The following is a 21,820-nucleotide window of genomic DNA, read 5'->3' on the forward strand; positions in this document are numbered from 1 at the left end:
TAATAATGAGTAACATTTATGCAGGTGGTGTGATGGAATCAGCAAATCAAATGGTAACGAATAAAAATGAACGTTCAATACGAGACTATTTTAAAATAGTATTGAAAAGAAAATGGCTCGTGATATGTATATTTCTTGTGGTTGTTATATCCGTTACGATTTATACGCTTAATCAGGAGAATATATATCGGTCGGTAAATACATTAATGATCGATAAGGAAGCGCCAACAATAGTGCAGTTTCAGGGAAAAGAAGTGGTTTCTCTCGGTGATGAAACAGGCGGGTATCGGGACTATTATCAGACGCAATATAAGATTATTAAGAGTTTGAATATTCTTCAGAAGGTATATAAGGAGTTGCGGTTAAAGAACGATACGTATTACAATAATAATAATACTTCTAAGTATCCATTCCAATCTTTTGTGAATTCTATCAAGGTTATTCCCGTTCTTAATACAAGGCTTATTAGAGTTGCTGTGGATCACAATAATCCTATCAAAGCAGCGCTTGTCGCTAACAAGGTTGCTGAAGTATATCGGGAAGAAAATCTGGCTAGAAAATTGAGAGCTACTAAAGAAGCGGTAACCTTTCTTGATAGTGAAGTAGTTGATTTTAAAAAGAAAGTGACCGGTGCAGAGAATAAATTGCAAAGATATAAGGAAAGTCATTCATTAACCGAACTTCCAACAGAAGGATACCTTGCTCAAATAAGAGCAATGGAGATTGAAGAAAATGACCTAAAAACGAAGCTTGCGGAACTAAAAAAACGATACAAAGAAAAACATCCGACGGTTGTTGAAGCAAAGACACGTTTAGATTCTATACAAAAAAGAATTAAAGAAGAGACGGACGAAACATTAAAACTGCATAAAACATTGATTGATTATAATGTTTTGTCGAGGGAAACAGAGTCAAATCAGCAGTTATTGAATAATCTTATCCAACGGTCTAAAGAAACAAATTTATCTCAATCAATAAAAACGAATAATATTGAAGTCATAGAATATGCATACCCATCAATAAAGCCAATAAAACCGCGGGTGAGACTTAATATTGCTCTCGCTATGGTAATAGGGTTGATTGGTGGCGTGGGAATGGCATTTCTATTAGATGCGCTGGATAATACGCTAAAATCTCCGGAAGATATTGAGCAACACCTTCAGTTGCCCTTTCTTGGTTTTATTCCGTCAGTGCAAAGGAAAGACGCAAAAAAGGTCGCGGATATTGATACTATTGCTCATGTAGCGCCAAAATCAACGGTCTCGGAAGCGTATAGAGCGGTGAGAACGGCTATTATGTTTTCAACGCCTGGTGAGCCGGCAAAAGTTCTTACGGTAACGAGCTCAAATCCTCGTGAAGGAAAGACAACGTCAGCTATAAATATTGCTATTGCTATGGCAAATGCAGGGGATAAAGTCCTCATAATTGATGCTGATATGAGAAAACCACGTATTCATAAGACATTTAGTGTTGATAACACCACCGGGTTAAGTAATCTCATAGTGGGTAATACAGATATTGAAAATGTTATTCATAAAACTGAAGTGCCAAATTTATCAGTGATAAGCTCAGGGCCTATTCCGCCAAATCCGTCGGAACTATTGCATCCAAAAAACATGGTTGAGATCCTCAATACATTAAAGGATAACTATGACAGAATAGTCTTTGATTCACCGCCAATCTCTGCAGTAACTGATTCTGTAATCTTGGGGGCACTCTCTGATGGTGTTATAATGGTTATACATTGCGGGAAAACTCCTCGAGAAGCATGTTTATTTGCAAAGCAGAAGATTACTGATGCACGGGGAAGGATACTAGGGGTTATTCTAAATAATGTAGCTCTCCATAAGGACGCCTATTATTATTACTATTATTATAGATATAATTATTCTTATTATGGCCATGATGGAAAAACAAAAAAACGTGTAAGTTCCAACACTCAAAATAACAAGGTTGCGGCTAAAGAAAAAGAAGAAATTCCGGTTTAAGCCGCATTATTGTTCTTAATACATTATTATTACTATGATAGATCTACATTCCCATATTCTTCCAGGCATTGATGACGGTGCAAAAACTATTGAAGAATCCCTGGAAATGGGGCGTATTGCATATCGTGATGGAATAAGGTCTATTGTTGCCACCCCGCACACATTAAACGGCGTATATGATAATTCGAGAGAAAACATCATAGAGGCCGTACACGTAATGCAAGGTCATTTTAAAGATGCCGGGATCGACATTACTCTTTATCCCGGTGCAGAGGTACAATTAGACGATCAGATTGCACACCATATAGAGTCAGGATATTTGCTAACATTGAATGATATGGGGAAGTATATTTTTATAGAATTACCCGTACATGTAATTCCTCAGCATTTAGATAGTCTTTTTTTTGATCTAAAAATGAAAGGCATTACTCCGATTATTACACATCCCGAACGTAATATGTTTATCGAGAAAGATGTTAATATTCTTTTTGAATTTGTTGAAAAAGGGGTGTTATCTCAGATAACGGCATCAAGTTTAACAGGTGAGTTTGGTTCAGGCGTAAAGGCATGCGCTAAGAAACTCTTAAAATGTAAGCTGGTCCACATTATAGCTACTGATTCACACGCGACTACTCACCGGGTGCCAATATTGAGTGAAGGGGTGAAGGTTGCATCACAAATTGTTGGTAAAGAAGATGCCCAGTCTATGGTGATAGATGTTCCTCAAAAGGTCATTAATGGTGACGTGTTTTACGCGGAAGATCCGCAAAAACAACGATCATTTTTTTCATTCTTTAACAAGTAAACGGTACTCCATAATTCCTAAAACATAAAAAAGAATCTATGAGAAGAGAAAAATTCCTATCAGTCCTAGACGGTATACCTGAAATTATTCTTATAGTAGTCCTTATATATATATTACTTCCCTTTAGCAATACTCTCTCATATTTTTATGGTGTTCTGAGCTGTGCCGTTATTTTTCTTGTAATACACTGGTATCTGCAGAATGTGGCGCATAAATCAATATATTATGTTAAAACAAAGATGTTTCTTCTCTTTGTTTTTATTATTGGCCTTGCTTTGATTTATGTCATACCGTTACCGGCTGCTATAGTGAAAGTCTTTTCTCCTGAAACGTATTCACTGTATGATAGTATTAGCAGGGTTAAATGGTCAGGCTCTATCCCGATATCAATAAACCCGCATCATGCAACAATAAATCTATATTCTTTAGTTTTATATGGATGTTTCTTTTTTCTTTTTGTGTTTTGCATAAAAAATACGGACTACATAAAGAAGATGTTGTTTCTCGTACTGTTTTTTTGTGCTTTATACTCGCTTCTATGGATAATAAAATTGGTTTATATTGATTTTTCGCAGATGATTGCGCGTACAATAGATTTTGATAACAAGGGTGAAGGAATCCTCCTGAACAAAAATATGTTCTCTTGGTTTTTACTGCTTTCATACTTTCTCGCCTGCGGTTTTATGGCAGGAGATATTGACGGCAATAAAAAACAGTATGTCATAACATGTTTTGTGATAATGACGCTATGTATTGTCGCGATATCAAGTGGTATTGTCTTTAAGAGTTTTTTTATCGGGATTTGTTTTTTCTCCATTTTGTCTTTGCTTGTATCAAAGATGAAAAAAACTGTTAAATGGGTTCTTGGTACTGCACTAATAGTTATTATGTACTATATATTAAAAAATATTGAAGGAATATGGAGTGTCTTGCCACATTTTTTTCAAAATCATGATATTTCCCCACAAAAGAGTAATTTGAGCACGTTGTATGCTAGCTATGGAGTAGGCGGCGTAGGGCTATATGCATGCATAATAGGGGTATATTATTATCGCTTAATTAAAATGATATTAAAGAGAAATGACATAACCGTTAAGATGCTTGCAATAGGCGGATTGTCAGGGATAGTGGCATTACTCTACGGGGCATTATTTTGCGTTCCGTTCCAAAGTGCAACAATAGTGTTTATGTGTGTTTTTGTTATGGCGAGCATCTATGTGTTGCTGAGAATAAGAATGAATGAATCAAGTAAAACTGGTGAAGAAGTATTTACGGATTACACGATTAAAAAGTTACATAAATGGCAATCGTATATAGCGGTGAGTCTTGGTGTTCTGCTGACAGTTCTTATATGCACAAAAGTAATTAAGCTTACTATTGCGCAGCATTATTTCAGTAAGATAATGAATCGAACCGAACAAGTCAAAATAATTAAAAAGGGTAATGATCGTACGATGATTAGCAAGCTCTCTCCGTCATGCTTAGAAAAAGATCTGCAGTATGCTGAAAAAGCCATTGATTATGATCAAAAGAATCCATTGTATCATTATACACTGGGGCGTCTCTACGATCTTTCAGCTGATATAAGCACTACTCCTTCTCAGCAGATGATAAAAAATGCATTGGAAGAGTATGAAAAAGCGGTGATATTGTCTCCGGGAAATACGTTATTTAGAAATGCGGTAACGATTGCTTCTAAGGGGATATTTTTGGATAATAAAAATACGACAGGAAGAGAACGAGAAAATGTCTCTAGTAAGGTATCGCTTATTGATAAAAAAACCGATAACACTGATTCAGCTAGATACATACATGAAATAATTCTTGGGGCGCTGAAGTATACTGATGATTATAATGAGTTAAAGGTGCTTGTGAAAAATGAAGAGGAGGGCGTATACCACCTGACAATTATCCTTTTTGATAATATGAAATTTGAAAAAAATAAAAATGCATTTATGCAAGATATGAAATTGGCATCGAAAGAGGAAAGGTATCAATATGTTCATGCGCTTTCAGATATTTTAGTGCAAAAAGGTGCATTTGCTGATGCGGTAAATTTGATGGAAGAATATGCAGAAAATAACCCGCATAATATTGAAGCGGTGTCTTGGATCGTTGAAACGGTGCCTAATTATCCGCGAAATTATAATTTTGAATATGTAAAAAATGTTTTTAAACGTGCGCACAATGCAAATCCTGAAAACATATATGTATTACATAAATATGTGCATTATTTATATATAAAGAGAGAATATGCGAGCGTAATAAAAGTGTTATCTGATATTGCAAAAAAACGAGATTTACATAATAATGAGCTGTATGAAATAGGGAAGTCATATGAACAGTTAGGTGACAAAAAAGAAGCAATTACGTTCTATGAGTTGATATTAAAAAGTGATCCTGGAAATTATGAAGTAAAGGAAAGAGTCCGGAAACTGTCAGGGAGCCAGAAGTAATAATATGTCCAGAGATACTGTTATTTCACTCATTTCAGCAATTATTGATAGCGTGATAGCCTTTTTGATACTTTTTGCGCCATTTGCTTTTGGTTCTGTTGAGCCGTGGGCATACAGAATTATAGAAGTAAGCGCAGTAATACTCTTTGTGCTTTGGATAGTGAAAATATGTGTTGGAGGAAAAGAATTCTTTAGGGTACGGTTTCCGCTTATCAGTATCCCTGTGATACTCTTGATCGGATTTACTGTTTTTCAACTTTTTCCGCTTCAAAAAACAACAGTAAAAAAATTGTCTCCAAAAACATATGAATTGTATGCGACAAATATTCCGCGATACGAACCTGCCTATTACCTGAAAAATCTTGATAAGAAAGATTATAGATTTAGATTCCTGCAAAAAAAACCGTATAACACATTTCTTTATGAAGCTGTCGGCAATGATGAAAGGCCGCTGTCCGTATATACGCCTAGTACGAAAAAATATCTATGGAAAATAATCAGCTTGTTTCTCATATTCTTTGTTGCGGTAAACAACATTACGACGAAGGAACAGGTAAGAAGGATACTCGTTGTGATCATTACTGCCGGATTTATATTGGCACTCGTGGGAATACTCCAGAAACTTACTTTTAACGGCAAATTACTCTGGTTTCGCATACCTCGCTATGGAGGAGATCCCTTTGGCCCGTATGTGAATAAAAATAATTTTGCTAATTATATAGTGATGATTATCCCCGTTGCAATTGGGTACATACTCACACAAATAATATACCGGTTTAGAAGAGTGCAGGGCGATACATTATTTTTACGTATGAAAAATATTGTTGTGAGCGATTTCCTTTATAGGATCCTGTTAATGATTTTTGTTGTTTCTGTAATGATAACCGCACTTATCATGAGTAAATCATTGCTAGGAGTCATAAGCGGGTTATATGGATTACTGTTTTTTATGGCATATATATTTATCAAGAATAAAAAGGTGCTATTGTCGTTAATTATTGGATTAGTCTTGTTTGTTCCTATGCTTTTTATAGCTTCTGGTGGGGAAGTATCTGTAAGCCAAATGTATAAAAAATATTCAGGCCCATCAATTTCGGAACAAATACGTGTGCAATATTATGTTGATGGGTATGAGATGATAAAAGACTATCCATACACAGGTACGGGACTGGGTACATTCTCTATGGTATTTCCTCAGTATAAAAGTGTCAACCTAGGGGTACGTACGCGCTTTCTGCATAATGACTTTATGCAATTATGCATTGAAGTTGGTGTAGTGTGCGGAGCGATTGTTATTTTGTCGGTTTTGTTTTTTCTTGTTTACACAGTCTTGCGGTTGGTGTTTTTAAAAAAGAAGCGGTCTTTTTATTATAGTATGTTTGGTGTAGCAGTAGGCATGTTCTGTATGTTAATACATGCTCTTGGGGGATTTCACTTCCATATACCTGCAAATGCACTTTTATTTACCGTGCTAGGGGCGCTTTTATGGAGTATGGGAGATATTGAAAAAAATGAAAGTGGAAAATCCAGAAAATATAAAAGAATTCAAAAAAAGAACATGTAGCGGTGTTGAATGATCCAATATCTCCATATTAAAAATATTGCACTGGTTGATGAAGTGGAAATTGAATTTTTCCGCGGTTTAAATTGCATTACCGGTGAGACCGGTGCCGGAAAATCCGTCATTGTTGGTTCGCTTAATTTTATATTGGGGGAACGCTCTGATGTATCTCAGATACGTTCCGGTCATGATAAGGCCCTCATAGAAGCAATTTTTGATATATCTTTAAATGCCCCCCTCAAGAAGTATTTAAACGAGATAGGGGTAACCTTCGAAGAAAAAGAGTTTCTTATAAAACGAGAGTTAGCTCGAGAAGGAAAAGGAAGATGCTTTGTCTGCGGATCAATTGTCACGCAAGGCATGCTAAAGACTATAGGTGATCTTCTCGTTGACATGCATGGACAGCATGATCATCAATCACTCTTAAATTCTGCTTGTCATACGACTATTGTCGATAGTTTTGGTAGATTAGAAGAGCATTGTTCGAAGGTGTCAAAAGCATACAGACAGTACAAAGAAACGATTGATACAAGGGATGGTTTTAGATCTTCTGTAGAAGAGAGAAATCGTGATTATGAGTATCTCGTGTTTCAGATAAATGAAATTGCTGCGGCACAGGTTGAAGTAGGAGAAGATGAAGCCCTCTTAAAAGAACACGAACTTTTAAATAATGCTGTGCATATTAAGGGGCTCACTGAAAGTATGTATGGAGAACTGTATGAGGCAGATGAATCAGTGGTAGGAAAAATAAATGCATTTGAGAAAAGTCTATCTGAGCTTGCGAAATATGACGAACAGTTTTTGGGATATCAAAATAATTTAAGCGAAATATCATGCGTATTAAGAGACCTCGCTGAAACGCTTACGCAATTCAATACTACCATTGATGTGAGTGGAGATCGTTTAAGTGAGGTTGAAGAGAGGTTGTCTCTGGTTGAACGGCTCAAAAAGAAATATGGTATGAGCGTTGATGAACTCATTAATTTCAAAGAAGAGTTAGATCAGAAGATTCGTTGTGTAGAGAATTATGATGAGGAACTCGACCGTCTAGAAAAGGATGTTAAAGAGCGTGCAAGTGAATTGCACAAGCTCTGTGGGCAACTATCAAAGAAAAGAAAACAATCTGCATCAAAACTGTCCCTGCTTGTTGAAAAAGAACTTTCACAATTAGGTATTGTAAATGCGCAATTTGAAGTGAGATCTATCGCGATAGAATGTGGCGTCACCGGCGCTGAAAAATTAGAGTTTTTTATAAGTGCAAATAAGGGAGAAAAGTGTAAGCCGCTTAAGAGTGTTGCCTCTGGAGGCGAAATATCGAGAATTATGCTTGCCATTAAGAAAGCTATTGCGGAAGTTGATTCCATACAGGTTATGGTATTTGATGAAATAGACGTTAATGTCGGCGGTCAGCTAGCGAGTAGAGTGGGAGACCGAATGAAAGAGATTTCAAAAGAAAAACAGGTGTTGTGTATAACGCACTTGCCGCAAATTGCGCGCCATGCCCAGAATCATCTCTGTGTAGAAAAAAAGGTAATTAATGGTAAGACGCATACCTTTGTGAAGACATTATCTCCTGAGGAAAGAATGGGTGAAATTACCCGTATGCTTGGAAGCACTGATGCTGCTTCTGCCGCATCAGAATACGCGAAGGTATTGTTAACAAAGAAGTAAATACGCAAGGCAATATATTATGATGGATAGCATAACGTCTTTTTTTGCTAAAGAAGGTGTGATTATTGTAGCATTTCTTGAAATATTGCTACTCAGGTTGGGGGTATTTGCTCTTTTTATATTGATTGCTGAGCTTCTCGGTCGATTACTTAAGAAAAAAGACTATAAGAGTTTTAATTGCGTTTGGTCGGTAAAAAATATCGTTGAATTATTTGTTATATACACGGGCTTCCAAGCCCTGATGATATTTTTTAAAGGAGAGGTAAGTCAAAGCTCAGTTGAAGGGTTTGTATTATTTTGGTCTTTTCTTGAATATATATTTCTTATTGTTCTTGTCCTTTACTTTGTGCTTCAAGTTTATGAAGGTTCTTTACGTACTCTCGGGCTTATTACGGAAGATATTAAGAGAGACCTCGTGCTTTCACTGCAGTTTCTTGTGTATCTAGGTTTTGGGTGTGCCTTTCTCCATATTCTGCACGTGTATGAGTTTCTGAAACCATCATCGAAGATCATAGAAAGCGTTAGTTTAAAAACATTATTTGCCGGTGGAGCAGTTGCTTACGCAAAATGTTTTCTCGTACTTATTGTTTCCCCATTTGCTGAAGAAGTGTTCTATAGGGGTTTTATGTATCCGGTCGTGAGGAATAAGGTAGGACCAGTGATTGCGTCTCTGCTGATATCGCTTTTCTTTGCCTTTATCCATTTTGATCCACAATTTTTTGTATATATATTCATTTTGAGCTATGTGCTGTGTTATTTGTATGAAAAAGGCAGAAGCTTAGTCCCTCCCATAATAATACACAGTGTCTATAATCTATTGGTTCTTTTAGGTCTCTTCAACTATTAAATAAAAACTACAGACAACAGACATTAGACCAGAGACCAGAGACTCAAGACTAAGAAACATGTGCTTTAGCAAGTTAATTCCCATTATTATTTTTACTATAAGTAGTTTAAAAGTTGTTGAATTTTTGTCCGTGGTCTGTAGTCTCTGATCTCTGGTCTCTGGTCTGTTATTTATGTTGCATTTTTCCTGTCTTTGTATACAATGACCCCTCACAAACAATAACAAATACAAAAAAAGAGAGTGATTATGAGCAATCAATATGTAGAAAAATGGGTTGATGAAATGGCGCAGTTATGCATGCCCGATAATGTGTGTTGGGTTACTGGTTCTGAAGAAGAAAAAGATCGTTTAAGCCAGGAAGCATTTAAGACAGGTGAGCTGATTGAGCTCGATCAAGAAAAGTTGCCCGGGTGCGTATACCATCGTACCGCAATAAATGATGTCGCACGAACTGAACATCTTACGTTTATTTGCACTGAACAAAAAGAAACAGTCGGTCCGACTAATAACTGGATGCAAAAAGATGAAGCATATAAGAAATTAAGCGAGATATTCAGTGGGTCAATGAAAGGCAGAACAATGTATGTTGTTCCTTTTATCATGGGACCTGCCGGATCTCCTTCAAGCAAAGTTGGTGTCGAGCTCACAGACAGTATATATGTTGTATTAAACATGTGTATAATGACCCGTGTGGGTAAAATTGCTATGGATGAACTGGATGGGTCAGATAATTTTACACGGTGTCTTCACGGTAAGGCTGAGCGGGATATTGAGAAACGGTTTATCTGTCATTTTCCTGAAGATAACACTATTTGGAGTGTTGGGTCAGGATACGGCGGAAACGTTCTTCTCGGCAAAAAATGTCTTGCCTTACGTATAGCGAGTTATCTTGGTTATGAAGAGGGATGGATGGCCGAACACATGCTTATTTTAGGTGTTCAGGATCCAAAAGGCAACGTCAGTTATGTTGCTGCAGCATTTCCAAGTGCATGCGGTAAAACAAATCTAGCAATGCTTGTACCGCCGGAATCATTATCTGCAAAAGGATATAAGGTATGGACAGTAGGCGATGATATTGCGTGGATGCGTATTGGTGAAGATGGTAGAATATGGGCAATTAATCCTGAAGCAGGTTTCTTTGGTGTTGTTCCGGGAACAAGCCAAAAGAGTAATCCGAACGCGCTAAAAACGATACAAAAAAATACTATATACACGAATGTGCTTTTAAAAGATGATAAAACGGTATGGTGGGAAGGGCTTGATGGCCAACCGCCTGAAAAGGGCTTAGATTGGAAAGGTAATCCGTGGACATCGGCCTCAGGTGAAAATGGGGCGCATCCAAATTCACGCTTTACTGCTCCAGCGAGTCAATGTCCGTGTATTTCACCGGAGTGGGAAGATCCCAAAGGCGTGCCTATAAGCGCATTTATCTTTGGCGGCCGGAGAGCAAAATTAACACCTCTTGTATACGAATCATTTAATTGGCAGCATGGTGTGTTTGTTGGTGCAACCATGGCTTCAGAGACAACAGCAGCAGCAACACACGCAGTTGGTGTTGTAAGACGTGACCCTATGGCAATGTTACCGTTTTGTGGATACAATATGAGCGATTATTTTAGTCATTGGCTAAACATGGGTAAAAAGATCAAAAACCCGCCAAAGATCTTTAATGTAAATTGGTTTAAGACTGACGAAAATGATAAATTTATTTGGCCTGGATTTGGTGATAACCTGAGAGTTTTGGAGTGGATTATTGAAAGAGCCACTGGAGATGCTCCGTCAAAAGAAACTCCTATTGGTTATTTGCCAACAGAAGATGCACTTGATCTTAAAGGTCTTGATTTAGAAAAGGGTGTAATGGACACGTTGCTAGAGGTTAATAAAGAAGCGTGGCTGAAAGAATATGATGAGATCAGTGAGTTCTTTAAGAAGTTTGGAGATGAATTGCCGAAAGAAATGGCTGAAGAACATCAGGCGCTTAAAGATAGATTAAATAAATAATTGTAATAGAGATGCAGGAGAATATGATGGAAGCAGTAAGTCCTAATGTTGTAACACAGATAAAACTTGATGGAGTTAAGCTCTTTAAAGAAGGCAAAGTACGATCAGTTTTTGATCTTGATGATAAGCTCCTTATAGTTGCATCAGATAGGATATCTGCGTTTGATTATATTTTACCTGAAGGTATACCCTATAAAGCGAAAGTACTTACAAAAATATCTGAGCATTGGTTTAATTTCACGAAAGATATTGTGAAAAACCATCTTATTTCAACCGATGTAAGCGCTTTTCCAGGTGAACTAGAAAAGTTTAGTTCGATCCTTGACGGTAGATCAATGCTTGTTAAGAAGACCGAGCTTGTTCCTATTGAATGTGTTGTAAGAGGATATATATCCGGATCAGCGTGGAAAGAATATAAGAAGACTGGAACAGTATGTGGTGAAAAGCTTCCTGAAGGGTATGAAGAAAGCTGTAAGTTTGTGGAGCCTATTTTTACACCGGCAACAAAAGCTGAAGAAGGGCATGACGAGAATATATCTATTCAAACAATGAAAGATATGGTTGGTACTGAGATTACAGAAAAGCTTCAAAAAGCAAGTATTGAAATATATGCTACTTGTCACAAGAAGGCGTTAGAAGAAGGTATCATAATAGCTGATACCAAATATGAGTTTGGCATGCTTGATGGCGAGTTAATTTTAATAGACGAGCTGTTAACTCCTGATTCATCACGATTTTGGCCCGAAGATTCCTATCAGCCGGGTAGATCACAGGATAGTTTTGATAAACAATTTGTAAGAGATTATCTTGAATCAATAGAGTGGAACAAAACCCCACCGGTACCGCATTTGCCTGAAGATATCATTCGTAAAACGTCTGAAAAATATCAAGAAGCATATAAGAGAATAACGGGCTTAGACCTCAATCAGAAATAACAAATCTCCCTTTATATTTGCTTGTTCTCTGTGGTATACTATACACTCGTAATTGATATATAAAATGATATAGTACGTTTACACAAGAATATGAGCCGGTATGCCGACACTCACTAATCTAAAAGTTAATATACCACGTAATGAAGTGTTAAAAAGACTTCGATATCATCCTTCAAAAACGGATCCTCAAGAGAATATTGATAATCTTATTGATAATTTGATTGAAGATGCGTATATTTTGATGGAGCCAAAAGCTCTTTACAAAGATATTTTAATTGAAGAAAAGAGTGGCAATATAGTTACCTTGAAAGATTGCACATTTGTAATAGAGGGGGCAGAAATTGCCGGTTTATTGCAAAAGTCTCATAAGGTAGTATTGATGGCAGTAACGATTGGTCCGGACTTGCCGTTACGCTCACAAAGGTATATGCAAGAGAAAAAAGTAACTGAAGCAATGGTATTAGATGCTATTGGCTCAGAGGCAGTAGAAGCTTTAGCTGACAAGGTAAATGAGATAATAAGAACGAATGCGAATCTCGAAGGATGTGTGCTTACAAAGCGATATTCACCGGGGTATTCTGATTGGGCTATTACCGCGCAAAAAGAGTTATTGCATGTTCTTGGTGCGCAAGACATTGGTATACAGTTAAACCCAGCGTGTTTAATGATCCCTGAAAAGTCTATTAGTGCGGTGATAGGTTACAAGGAGAAATAAATATATTATGGAAAATATTTTACAGGTATTAAAGAAAAAGATTCTAGTGTATGACGGTGCGTTAGGAACGATGCTTCAGGAAAAGGGTGCTTTAGCAGGTGTGCGATCTCCGGAAGAGGTTAATCTTATCTCTCCTGATACGCTGAGAGATATACACAGAGAGTATATTGATGCAGGAGCTGATGTTATTGAGACAAATACCTTTGGGGTAAGCTCAATAAAGCTGAAAGAATTTGGTCTCGAAGACAAAATGACCGAAATAATCAAAAAAGGTATCCAGATAGCTGTTGATGCTGCTTCAGGTAAAGCGTATGTCGCCGCTTCGATTGGGCCATTGCCAAAGCAGCTTGAACCTTTAGGTGAGCTTACTTTTGATCAAGCGTACACGCTTTTTGCCGAACAGGTAAAAGTAATAGCTGACACAGGTGCAGACCTTATTCTCATTGAAACAATGAGCGATATAAAGGAAACGAAAGCCGCGGTTATTGCGGCAAAAGAGCATTCTTCACTTCCGGTGCAGGTGCAAATGACTTTTGATAAGGGTAAGTGGACTTTATCAGGAACGCCACCAGAGGTAGCAGCAGTTGTTCTCGGTGCATGTGGAGCTGATATTATCGGTGTAAATTGTTCTAGTGGTCCGGAAGAATTACTCTATACGGTTGAAATGTTGGGTAGATATTTTGATGGCTATATATCTGTTTTACCGAATGCAGGACTGCCTGAGCTGGTGGATGGGAAAACGATCTTTAGAGCGACTCCTGAATACATGGCTGAGTACGCTATCAAGTTTGCTGAAAGAGGAGTAAATTTGATCGGTGGATGTTGCGGGACAACCCCTGACCATATCAGGGCATGTGCTCAGGTGATTAAAGGAGCCAAACCGGTAGCCAGAGACTATATTGGCGGGTTTATGGTTGCAAGCCGAACACAAGTAGTGAGAGTAAGTGACGATACTATTCCTCTTGTTATAGGCGAACGCATTAATCCAACCAATAGAAAAGATCTATCTGCCGAGCTTAAAGCCGGTAAAATGACCCTATTAAAAAATGATGCTCTTACCCAGACAAAAAACGGGGCTTCAATACTTGATATTAATGTCGGTGTTCCCGGTGAAGATGAAGTGGCTCTAATGGGCAATGCGGTTTCTCAAGTGCAGAATACTGTTGGTGCAGCGATTGCTATTGATACAATGGATCAGCGGGCACTTGAAGAGGGTCTTAAAGAGTGTGCTGGTAAACCGCTTATAAATTCGGTAAATGGTAAAGCTGCCAGCATGCAGTCTGTTATTCCATTAGCTGTAAAATACGGGGCGGCACTCATTGCACTGACACTCGATGAAAAAGGTATCCCGACTGAAGTGAAAAAAAGGGTGGCGTTAGCACAGGTAATTATTAAAGAAGCTGAAGGAAAAGGTATCCGTAAAGATGATATACTCGTTGATTCTTTAACGTTAACGGTATCAAGTGAACCTGAAGGCGTCCGACTTACCCTCGATGCAGTTAAAGAGATAAAAGCACTGGGATACAAAAACAGCCTTGGAGTAAGCAATATTTCATTTGGGTTACCCGGAAGAAAATACATTAATGGAAGTTTTCTTTCAATGGCTATTGGTGCCGGGCTTGATGCTGCGATTATCAATCCAAATAACCAGTCTATGATGGATGCGTTTCTTGCTTCATCTGTGCTGGTGAACAGGGACAAACTAGCTGTGCAGTACATAGCGGAGATAAAAAAACGTGATATGCAAACAAGTGGTTCGCATATTGCAGAAAAGGGTTCGCAAAGCGGTTCTATCGATATTAAAGATAAACTTTATAATGCGATCTTGTACGGGCAGCGTGATGAAATAGCCGGATTAATTGATGAAGGAGTAAAAACCGGTTTGACTCCTATGGATATAAATATGAGCTTGCTGGTACCTGCTCTTGAGGAAGTAGGCAAGAAATTTGAATCAAAAGAATATTTTCTCCCGCAGCTGATTTTATCAGCTGAAACAATGCGTAAAGCCTTTGAACACGTTAAAACGTTTACTAATGGAGAGGATCAGGATTCAAGTAAAGCAAAGATTGTTATCGCGACAGTTGAAGGAGATGTCCATGATATCGGCAAAAATATTGTAATAGCGGTACTGGAAAATTATGGATATGAAATAATCGATCTTGGTAAAAGTGTTTCATCAAAAGAGATTATCGATACGGTAAAAGAACACAAAGCGGATATTGTCGGGTTGTCTGCATTAATGACGACGACAATGACCGAGATGAAAAAAGTGATCAGTGAGATAGGAGCTGCGGGACTTAATGTAAAAACGATTATTGGCGGCGCTGTTGTGACACCCGCATATGCAAAAGAGATAAAAGCTGATGCATATGCTAAAGATGCGATAGCGGCGGTAAGGATCATTAAAGATTTATTGTCTAAATAATAGTGCAAGTAATTATAAATGAGAAATATGTTAGTTTTTTTTAGGAATTTTAATATGTGTAGTGTGATTTTGTATTTATTTTTGATTATTTGAATTTGAGAATTTTAATTTGTTTAGGATTTAGGTTTTAGAATTTAGAGTTTATTTTAAAGGAGGATTTATGTATAGAGTATTAGTATTGTTTATGGCTATTATTTGTTTATGGCAAACAACTGGTTATGCTATGGCGCAAAAGGCTGTATCAGTTGTTGATAAAATAAATGTTATGCTCGTTGTCGAGAAACAAGGTGATAGCGCACTTCTTACGATAGAGGTTGCAAATATTAGTCCGGAAAAAGTGAACTGTACTTTTTTGTCCGCAAAGAAATATGATTTTATTATAAAAGATGCAAAAAGTAATATTATCTGGCAGTGGACACACAGTCGCCTTTTTTCTCAAGCGATACAAAAAGAATTTTTAGATAAAGGACAGGTGTTTATTTTTAGTGAGAAATGGGACTATAAGAACAATGAGGGGCAGCGGGTTACTCCGGGGAAGTATGGGGTTACTGGAGAGTTTTCTGTTATGCCGACAAGCATACTTACCGCACCTAAAGAGATTGACGTTTTAGAAGAAGATTTAAAAATTGCCGGTGGATATACTATAACAGGAACAATTGCTGTTATTGGCAGTGACATATATATAAATAGTGATGATGGTGTGACGTATAAGCTCGCTGGCAGTAGTGTAGATTTTAAAGATCAAAACGGTGATTATATTGCGGTTTTTTCTCCTGTAATACAAAATATTTCCGGTTCACAGTACCGGAGCATAACCATAAAAGATTTCAAGGTATATAACAGCAGAAAAGAATATAGCGGAATGTAATCCGGATATAATTCCGCAAACAAATTGTAGAGCGTATGAACGTTACTTGTATTGACATATATGAAGTAGAAATACCATTTAAAGTTTCATTTTCCCATTCTCTCAAAACACGCACTTCTTCTGAGAGTATTATCGTAAAAATTACCCTGGATAATGGCTCTTGCGGTTACGGAGAAGGCCTCCCGCGCGAGTATGTTACGGGTGAAACTACCCTATCTGTCGCACTTGATATAAAAGACAAACTGGCGCCATTTCTTATTGGTAAGTCATTTTCCTCGCTTCAAGAAGCACTCGATATATTTAAGAACAAAGATTACGAACATTTTAACGATTGTGGGAGCAGCGCTGTTTGTGCAGTGAGTACTGCCTTTTTAGATGCGGTGACTAAAGCCCATAATAAATCTATAGCGGATGTCATTGGTTCTCAAAAGAGGGACAAGATATTTTATACCGGGGTCATTTCGTCTGGTGAAATGAAAAAAGTGATTAAGTATGCGCTGCTATATAGACTTGGCGGGTTTAAGTATATTAAGCTTAAAGTAGGTACACCGGATGATATCGAAAAATTAAGAGTGGTAAGAAGGATTGTGGGTAAAAGCACTGATATACGGGTAGATGCGAATTGTGCTTGGAACTATGATCAGGCACGTGACATAATTGAGCAGATGAAAATATATGGTGTGAGTACAGTTGAGCAGCCGTTACCTAAAGAAGATATTGAAGGAATAAAAAAGTTAACACAATCCTCAGGTCTCTATATATCTGCGGATGAGTCTTTAACGTCAGTTAATGATGCCCGAATGCTTGCAAAAGATAAAGTATTCAATATGTTCAATATCCGCCTATCAAAATGCTCAGGCATCTTCGATGCTCTTAGTATTTACCATATTGCGAAAGAGAATAATATTAAGTGCCAGTTTGGCTGTCAAGTTGGGGAGACATCGATACTTTCTGCAGCTCAAAGGCATGTTGCAATGACACTTCCCGATGTAGATTATATTGAAGGGTCTTATTCCACGCATTTACTGAAAAGTGATATTGTTTTAAAACCTGTCAAATTTGGATATCGTGGTATCGGTCGCCCTATAGCTGGCACGGGCCTTGGTATTCAGGTAGATGAAACACTCCTAAAGAAATATACTACCAACACTCTCATATTAACATCATAAAATAAACCACCAAACCTAACCATACTCCTATACTAAATCACCTTCTAATGCAAATAAACACAATCTAAAACAACAATACTCAATTTATATCCACTGACGTGGTGGGACTTTAGTCCCAGTTTCACAAACAATTGGCATGCAATGTGATGAATAATATTATAGTATGCAGTATAAATATCGACAGGTGCAAATTAATTGGGCATAATGGAGATAAGGATAAGGGCAAAGTATGATATGCTACTTAAAATCTAATGTTGTGATATTTGTTGTTTCATTCTTGTTAACAACAGCAATACCTGTGTGTCTTGGAGCTAGCTGGGAAAAATACATGCAAAAGCCCAAAGATACACAGAAGAGTATACAGAATAATTTAGATAAATATCGGAACGTAAATCAGCTCAAAATAGCCTGGAAACCTCCAGCTCAAAAGCAACCAATCAATATTCAAGAGCAGTTAAATAAATATAGAAACATAAATCAGCCCACAAAAGTTTATAAAGCGTCGCCCCCTCCTCCAAAAAGACCGCCCAACATTAATCAACAATTACAGCAAAACCGCTTTGTGCCAAAACCTACAGTTAAACCAAAGGCTCTTACAGACCAACAAAGACGGGAACAATTTCAGAAACAAATGGAAGAGTATGCAAAAAAGATGCGGGTGCCAAAGATACAACCGGCAACTAAAACCAAGATAAATGTGCAGCCCGCAAAAAATATCCCTGTTCAGAAGAAACTTGATGTAAAGAAACCGACAGTGATTGTAAAGCCGCCTCCAAATAATACGAATGCTAAAAAGGTGGCCGGAAATTTAGGTAATACTATTGGTGCCATGCTCGGCCTGTATCCAAAGGCAAAAGAGATCGCAAATTATTTTGGAGATATTACTAAAACAATTCTTGCAATGAAACCTGAGATAAAACTTGAGCCGAAAAAAAAGAACGAGCCGGGCAAAGATTTTATGGATTATTTAAATCAAATCAAGGATCAAGGAATGAATCTTGCCTTGCAAGCAGGCCAGTGGATGCATAAAAATGACCCTGCTAAGTCTTCTAAGTCTGTAAAAAAGCAGTCGGCAAAGCCAATTAAACCTGATAGAGATTTTGCAGACTATATGGGAATGACAGGTAAAAAAGTAGTTGAACTATATAAAAAAGCCGGTGATAAAACTGTAGAAATGAATAAAGAGGCAAATAAATGGATCAAAGATAATCCTAATAGTGCAAAAACATTATTTACTGAAATTGAAAAGTACAGAACCGCTATTAAAGTGGAACCCTATAAAGAGGGTTTTGCTGATAAATTCGCAAAGTATGGTGGATATGGCATAAAAGCAATTGATATTAGCTTGGGTAAAATGAAGGATGTGGCTGAGAAATCTGGGGCAGGGGTAGCAGCCCATGGTGTTGTTGCAGGATATGAGGTTTTGAAGGGTGCCGGGTCATCTGCGAGTCAAGCAACAATCGATTATGATAAATTAGCTGAAGCAGGAAAGATAGACCCTAAAAAAGTAAGTAAGACTATGTTTGTAATGAAACAATTATATGCTGGCGCTGTAGACGGTGGACAGAATTATATAGCAGGTGAAGCCGGATTTCGTTCAACAGGTAAGTTTACCGGAGAATTGACTGGGGTTGCTAAAGAAGTAACTGAACAAGTAGTGGGTGACCTTGCAACAAAAGGTTTTAAAGCAGTGGGGCAAGATATTGTGGGCACAGCTGGTGAAAAAAAACCTAAAGAAGATCATGGAGTCAGTAGTTTTGGTCAGGCGTTGTTTGCTGCCGCTAAAGACAAAAATAGTGCAGTATCAAAAGATTCAAAGAAACCGACTGCTCCCCAAAAGAGCTCATCAAAGGTTTTAAATGGGCAACTTGTTATGTCGGATAGTCGGGGACGAAGCGCTATGCAAACCGCACATTATTGTTATTCTACGGGGCAGTACTCTAAAGCGATTACATTTTTTAGTAAAGAGATAGCGGTAAATCCTGACAATAAAGCAGCGTTAATATTTCGTGCTCACTCATATAGTAAAACAGGCGATGATGTAAATGCGTTAAAAGATATTGAAAGATATAAAAATGCCGGTGGAGTGTTTGATGATCATAGTTATAAAGTTGTAGCTGAAAGAGTCAGTGCAGAAGATAGAGCGAAAATACGAGCTGAGTCTAATAAGAATGCGCCTAAAAAGGTTGTAAAGTCGACGCATGGAATTTCTAAGGTATGTCTAAATTATTATAAGAAAGGGCTTACATGTCTTGCAAAAAAACAATACCAAGAAGCTGGCAATTATTTTACTCAAGCATCTGGCGCAAGTTCTGGTAAGAGACACCCAGAGTCATTTAATAAAAAAGTAATGGATATGCGTTCGCATGCCTATAGGAAAGATCCAAGCTATGTCTCAAAAGCGAAAAAAGAATTAGAGCTCTTAGGTGTTACCGTTTCTTTGGATGAAGAAGAAGTGTTAGTGGTGGCTCAAAAAGAAGCGGAAGAGGTTTTGGAAGCTCAGAATGTTGCCCAGAGGCAGAAAATAGCAGCAAAGAAGGCTGTTGGGGAAGCCGCAGATAAAAGAACAACGGAGGAAACAGCAGCTAAAAAATTTCGAATAAAAGGGGTTAAAGATAGGGGTATAAATTCGTCAATTTATAGTACGCAGGGACAAATAAAGTATAAACAAAAGAAATATACACAAGCTATTTTATGTGCTACTAAAGCTTTGCAGTTAGATCCTTCTAATAGTACTGCATTGTTAATACGTTCGCGGTGTTATAAAGCGCAGGGTGATTATATAAATGCTTTAAAAGACTTAGATGCTTATAAAAACTTTGAAGGTAAGATTACTTCTGATTATCAGGAGGTAGCGGCAAAAGTTGGTGATGATTGTATATATGCCTTAAAAGATTTAGACTCCGATAAAAGCATAGGAGGGAAGATTGCTTTACAGGAGGAAAAAGAGCCAGCGGTAAAAGTTGTTGAGGAAGATATAAAAGAAGTGAAACCGGCAGCCCAAAGAAAAACTAAAGATAATGAAATGGTGGTATCAATACTTAACGAAGCATCAAAAAAATGGGCAGTAAAAGCGCCGAAGAAAACTGTTCAAAAATCTGAGCAAAAGACTATTGATGCAAAAAGGAAAGCTCAAAATAAACCGACAGTAATCTCTAAAAAGAAAAACATTAACCCTCAGCTGTCAAAGGCACAGGCCCTTGCTTTGGCTAAAAACTTAATAAGAAGATGGTCTGTAAGTCCTAAAAAAAGCACACCAAAACCGGTTGTAAAACAAAAACCTGAGGTTCATAAGATAGAAGTTGTACAGAAACCACAATCAGCGCCGCCAAAAAATGTAGCACATGCAATAGAACAAATTGCTGCACTTGAGGAAATTAATCTTTCAGGCGATAATAAAGGTATGCTGAAAAGTTACCGTTATGCGACAAAAGACGGAGATGATGTTTTAGGTATAACGCGTAGTGAAATTGAATATGTCAAAGATGACGAGTCTGGAAAAATGGTAGCGACTGGATACATCGAGACGGTTAAGGATTCTGATGGTAGAGATTATAAGACAATCGAAAAAGTTGGTATTGAGTATGATAAAAATGGAAAAGAAAAGAGTTATCAGCAAATAGTATCAATAAAGGATGGAAAAACAGGAGAAGAGACAAAAGTACTTACCGTTGTGAAGGATGGTACGGTAGAAGCCGAAGCAACGACAAAGTTAGACAAAAATGGTAATGAAATTAATGCCTCTTCAGGAAATGATGTAAAATGTAAAGAAGCATTAGTAGCTTTGCGCGGGCAAAATAATACGGTAAGAGTCATAAAAAGAGCGGGCGGTTCATCAAAATCTGCGCGTGAGATGGCGTGGAAACGGTTTAAAAAAGGCATGGCTACATTAAAGAAGGATTTTGCAAAGATCGATGCGTCTTTGAGAGCCCAAAAGCGTAAATATGATAAGGTTGTTGATAAGAGCCATGCTCAGAGTATTACTCAAATGCAAAATGCCGCATCAGTAAAAGGTATGGATAAGAGAAAGGGTGAACGTAGAGAAAAGCAAAGAAAGATTAAATAGCTCGTATATAAACAAACATAGTATTCAATTTTGGGCGAGCCTGATGTGCTTGTCCTTTTTTTTGTCTTAATATAAAACTCACAATACAAACAAATACTATTTAATGCAATTCTATCCCCTTTATATACACCGCGTAGGTGGAATAGCCCCTGATCCACCTACGCGGTGGCGAAGCGCGGGGAGAGACAGAATTGTAAGAGTGTTCAAAAAAGTACCGCCTAATAATATTTTTCCTCTCAGATACCGATGGTTGTAAGAGTCTTATGTTAAATAATATACGGTGTATTTCTTTCTCTTTATTGTGAGTTGGCAA

General features: G+C 37.6%; 13 protein-coding genes. All 13 read left to right on the forward strand.

The genetic code is table 11. From position 1 onward, the window contains the following. Nucleotides 1–5: 5 nt before the first annotated feature. Nucleotides 6–1,988: a polysaccharide biosynthesis tyrosine autokinase gene (locus P9M13_10590; GenBank protein MDP8263731.1), complete on the forward strand. Its 1,983-nt coding sequence runs from the start codon at nucleotides 6–8 to the stop codon at nucleotides 1,986–1,988. A 34-nt stretch (nucleotides 1,989–2,022) separates the two neighbouring features. Next, complete coding sequence (locus P9M13_10595; GenBank protein MDP8263732.1) at nucleotides 2,023–2,793, forward strand: CpsB/CapC family capsule biosynthesis tyrosine phosphatase; 771 nt, start codon at nucleotides 2,023–2,025, stop codon at nucleotides 2,791–2,793. A gap of 38 nt (nucleotides 2,794–2,831) precedes the next feature. Then, nucleotides 2,832–5,249, forward strand: a complete 2,418-nt coding sequence (locus P9M13_10600; GenBank protein ID MDP8263733.1) for a hypothetical protein — start codon at nucleotides 2,832–2,834, stop codon at nucleotides 5,247–5,249. 4 nt (nucleotides 5,250–5,253) lie between these two features. Beyond that, nucleotides 5,254–6,813: an O-antigen ligase family protein gene (locus P9M13_10605; protein ID MDP8263734.1), complete on the forward strand. Its 1,560-nt coding sequence runs from the start codon at nucleotides 5,254–5,256 to the stop codon at nucleotides 6,811–6,813. Between the two features lie 9 nt (nucleotides 6,814–6,822). Next, nucleotides 6,823–8,481 carry a DNA repair protein RecN gene (recN, locus tag P9M13_10610; GenBank protein ID MDP8263735.1) on the forward strand — a complete coding sequence of 553 codons (1,659 nt, stop codon included), beginning with the start codon at nucleotides 6,823–6,825 and terminating at the stop codon, nucleotides 8,479–8,481. A 19-nt stretch (nucleotides 8,482–8,500) separates the two neighbouring features. After that, entirely contained in the window at nucleotides 8,501–9,328 is an 828-nt protein-coding gene (locus P9M13_10615; GenBank protein ID MDP8263736.1) for a type II CAAX endopeptidase family protein, read from the forward strand. 246 nt (nucleotides 9,329–9,574) lie between these two features. Next, complete coding sequence (locus tag P9M13_10620) at nucleotides 9,575–11,329, forward strand: phosphoenolpyruvate carboxykinase (GTP) (GenBank protein ID MDP8263737.1); 1,755 nt, start codon at nucleotides 9,575–9,577, stop codon at nucleotides 11,327–11,329. 23 nt (nucleotides 11,330–11,352) lie between these two features. Then, nucleotides 11,353–12,264 (forward strand): phosphoribosylaminoimidazolesuccinocarboxamide synthase, encoded by a 912-nt coding sequence (locus P9M13_10625; protein ID MDP8263738.1) that lies wholly within the window; start codon nucleotides 11,353–11,355, stop codon nucleotides 12,262–12,264. Between the two features lie 100 nt (nucleotides 12,265–12,364). After that, nucleotides 12,365–12,979 carry a vitamin B12 dependent-methionine synthase activation domain-containing protein gene (locus P9M13_10630; protein MDP8263739.1) on the forward strand — a complete coding sequence of 205 codons (615 nt, stop codon included), beginning with the start codon at nucleotides 12,365–12,367 and terminating at the stop codon, nucleotides 12,977–12,979. A gap of 7 nt (nucleotides 12,980–12,986) precedes the next feature. After that, on the forward strand, nucleotides 12,987–15,404 hold the full coding sequence (locus P9M13_10635) for a homocysteine S-methyltransferase family protein (protein ID MDP8263740.1): 2,418 nt from the start codon (nucleotides 12,987–12,989) through the stop codon (nucleotides 15,402–15,404). 160 nt (nucleotides 15,405–15,564) lie between these two features. Further along, nucleotides 15,565–16,272 carry a BsuPI-related putative proteinase inhibitor gene (locus tag P9M13_10640; GenBank protein ID MDP8263741.1) on the forward strand — a complete coding sequence of 236 codons (708 nt, stop codon included), beginning with the start codon at nucleotides 15,565–15,567 and terminating at the stop codon, nucleotides 16,270–16,272. Nucleotides 16,273–16,307: 35 nt separating this feature from the next. After that, nucleotides 16,308–17,441, forward strand: coding sequence for a dipeptide epimerase (locus P9M13_10645; GenBank protein MDP8263742.1), 1,134 nt, complete (start codon nucleotides 16,308–16,310; stop codon nucleotides 17,439–17,441). A 229-nt stretch (nucleotides 17,442–17,670) separates the two neighbouring features. Then, nucleotides 17,671–21,507 carry a hypothetical protein gene (locus P9M13_10650; protein MDP8263743.1) on the forward strand — a complete coding sequence of 1,279 codons (3,837 nt, stop codon included), beginning with the start codon at nucleotides 17,671–17,673 and terminating at the stop codon, nucleotides 21,505–21,507. The last annotated feature ends 313 nt before the right edge of the window (nucleotides 21,508–21,820 follow it).

This window comes from Candidatus Ancaeobacter aquaticus, assembly GCA_030765405.1.
Classification (GTDB): Bacteria; Auribacterota; Ancaeobacteria; order Ancaeobacterales; family Ancaeobacteraceae; genus Ancaeobacter; species Ancaeobacter aquaticus.

Bases quoted from the DNA above. Each gene is read 5' to 3' on its own strand.
- P9M13_10590 (MDP8263731.1), top strand. From the start codon at position 6: ATGAGTAACATTTATGCAGGTGGTGTGATGGAATCAGCAAATCAAATG.
- P9M13_10595 (MDP8263732.1), top strand. From the start codon at position 2,023: ATGATAGATCTACATTCCCATATTCTTCCAGGCATTGATGACGGTGCA.
- P9M13_10600 (MDP8263733.1), top strand. From the start codon at position 2,832: ATGAGAAGAGAAAAATTCCTATCAGTCCTAGACGGTATACCTGAAATT.
- P9M13_10605 (MDP8263734.1), top strand. From the start codon at position 5,254: ATGTCCAGAGATACTGTTATTTCACTCATTTCAGCAATTATTGATAGC.
- recN (MDP8263735.1), top strand. From the start codon at position 6,823: ATGATCCAATATCTCCATATTAAAAATATTGCACTGGTTGATGAAGTG.
- P9M13_10615 (MDP8263736.1), top strand. From the start codon at position 8,501: ATGATGGATAGCATAACGTCTTTTTTTGCTAAAGAAGGTGTGATTATT.
- P9M13_10620 (MDP8263737.1), top strand. From the start codon at position 9,575: ATGAGCAATCAATATGTAGAAAAATGGGTTGATGAAATGGCGCAGTTA.
- P9M13_10625 (MDP8263738.1), top strand. From the start codon at position 11,353: ATGATGGAAGCAGTAAGTCCTAATGTTGTAACACAGATAAAACTTGAT.
- P9M13_10630 (MDP8263739.1), top strand. From the start codon at position 12,365: ATGCCGACACTCACTAATCTAAAAGTTAATATACCACGTAATGAAGTG.
- P9M13_10635 (MDP8263740.1), top strand. From the start codon at position 12,987: ATGGAAAATATTTTACAGGTATTAAAGAAAAAGATTCTAGTGTATGAC.
- P9M13_10640 (MDP8263741.1), top strand. From the start codon at position 15,565: ATGTATAGAGTATTAGTATTGTTTATGGCTATTATTTGTTTATGGCAA.
- P9M13_10645 (MDP8263742.1), top strand. From the start codon at position 16,308: ATGAACGTTACTTGTATTGACATATATGAAGTAGAAATACCATTTAAA.
- P9M13_10650 (MDP8263743.1), top strand. From the start codon at position 17,671: ATGATATGCTACTTAAAATCTAATGTTGTGATATTTGTTGTTTCATTC.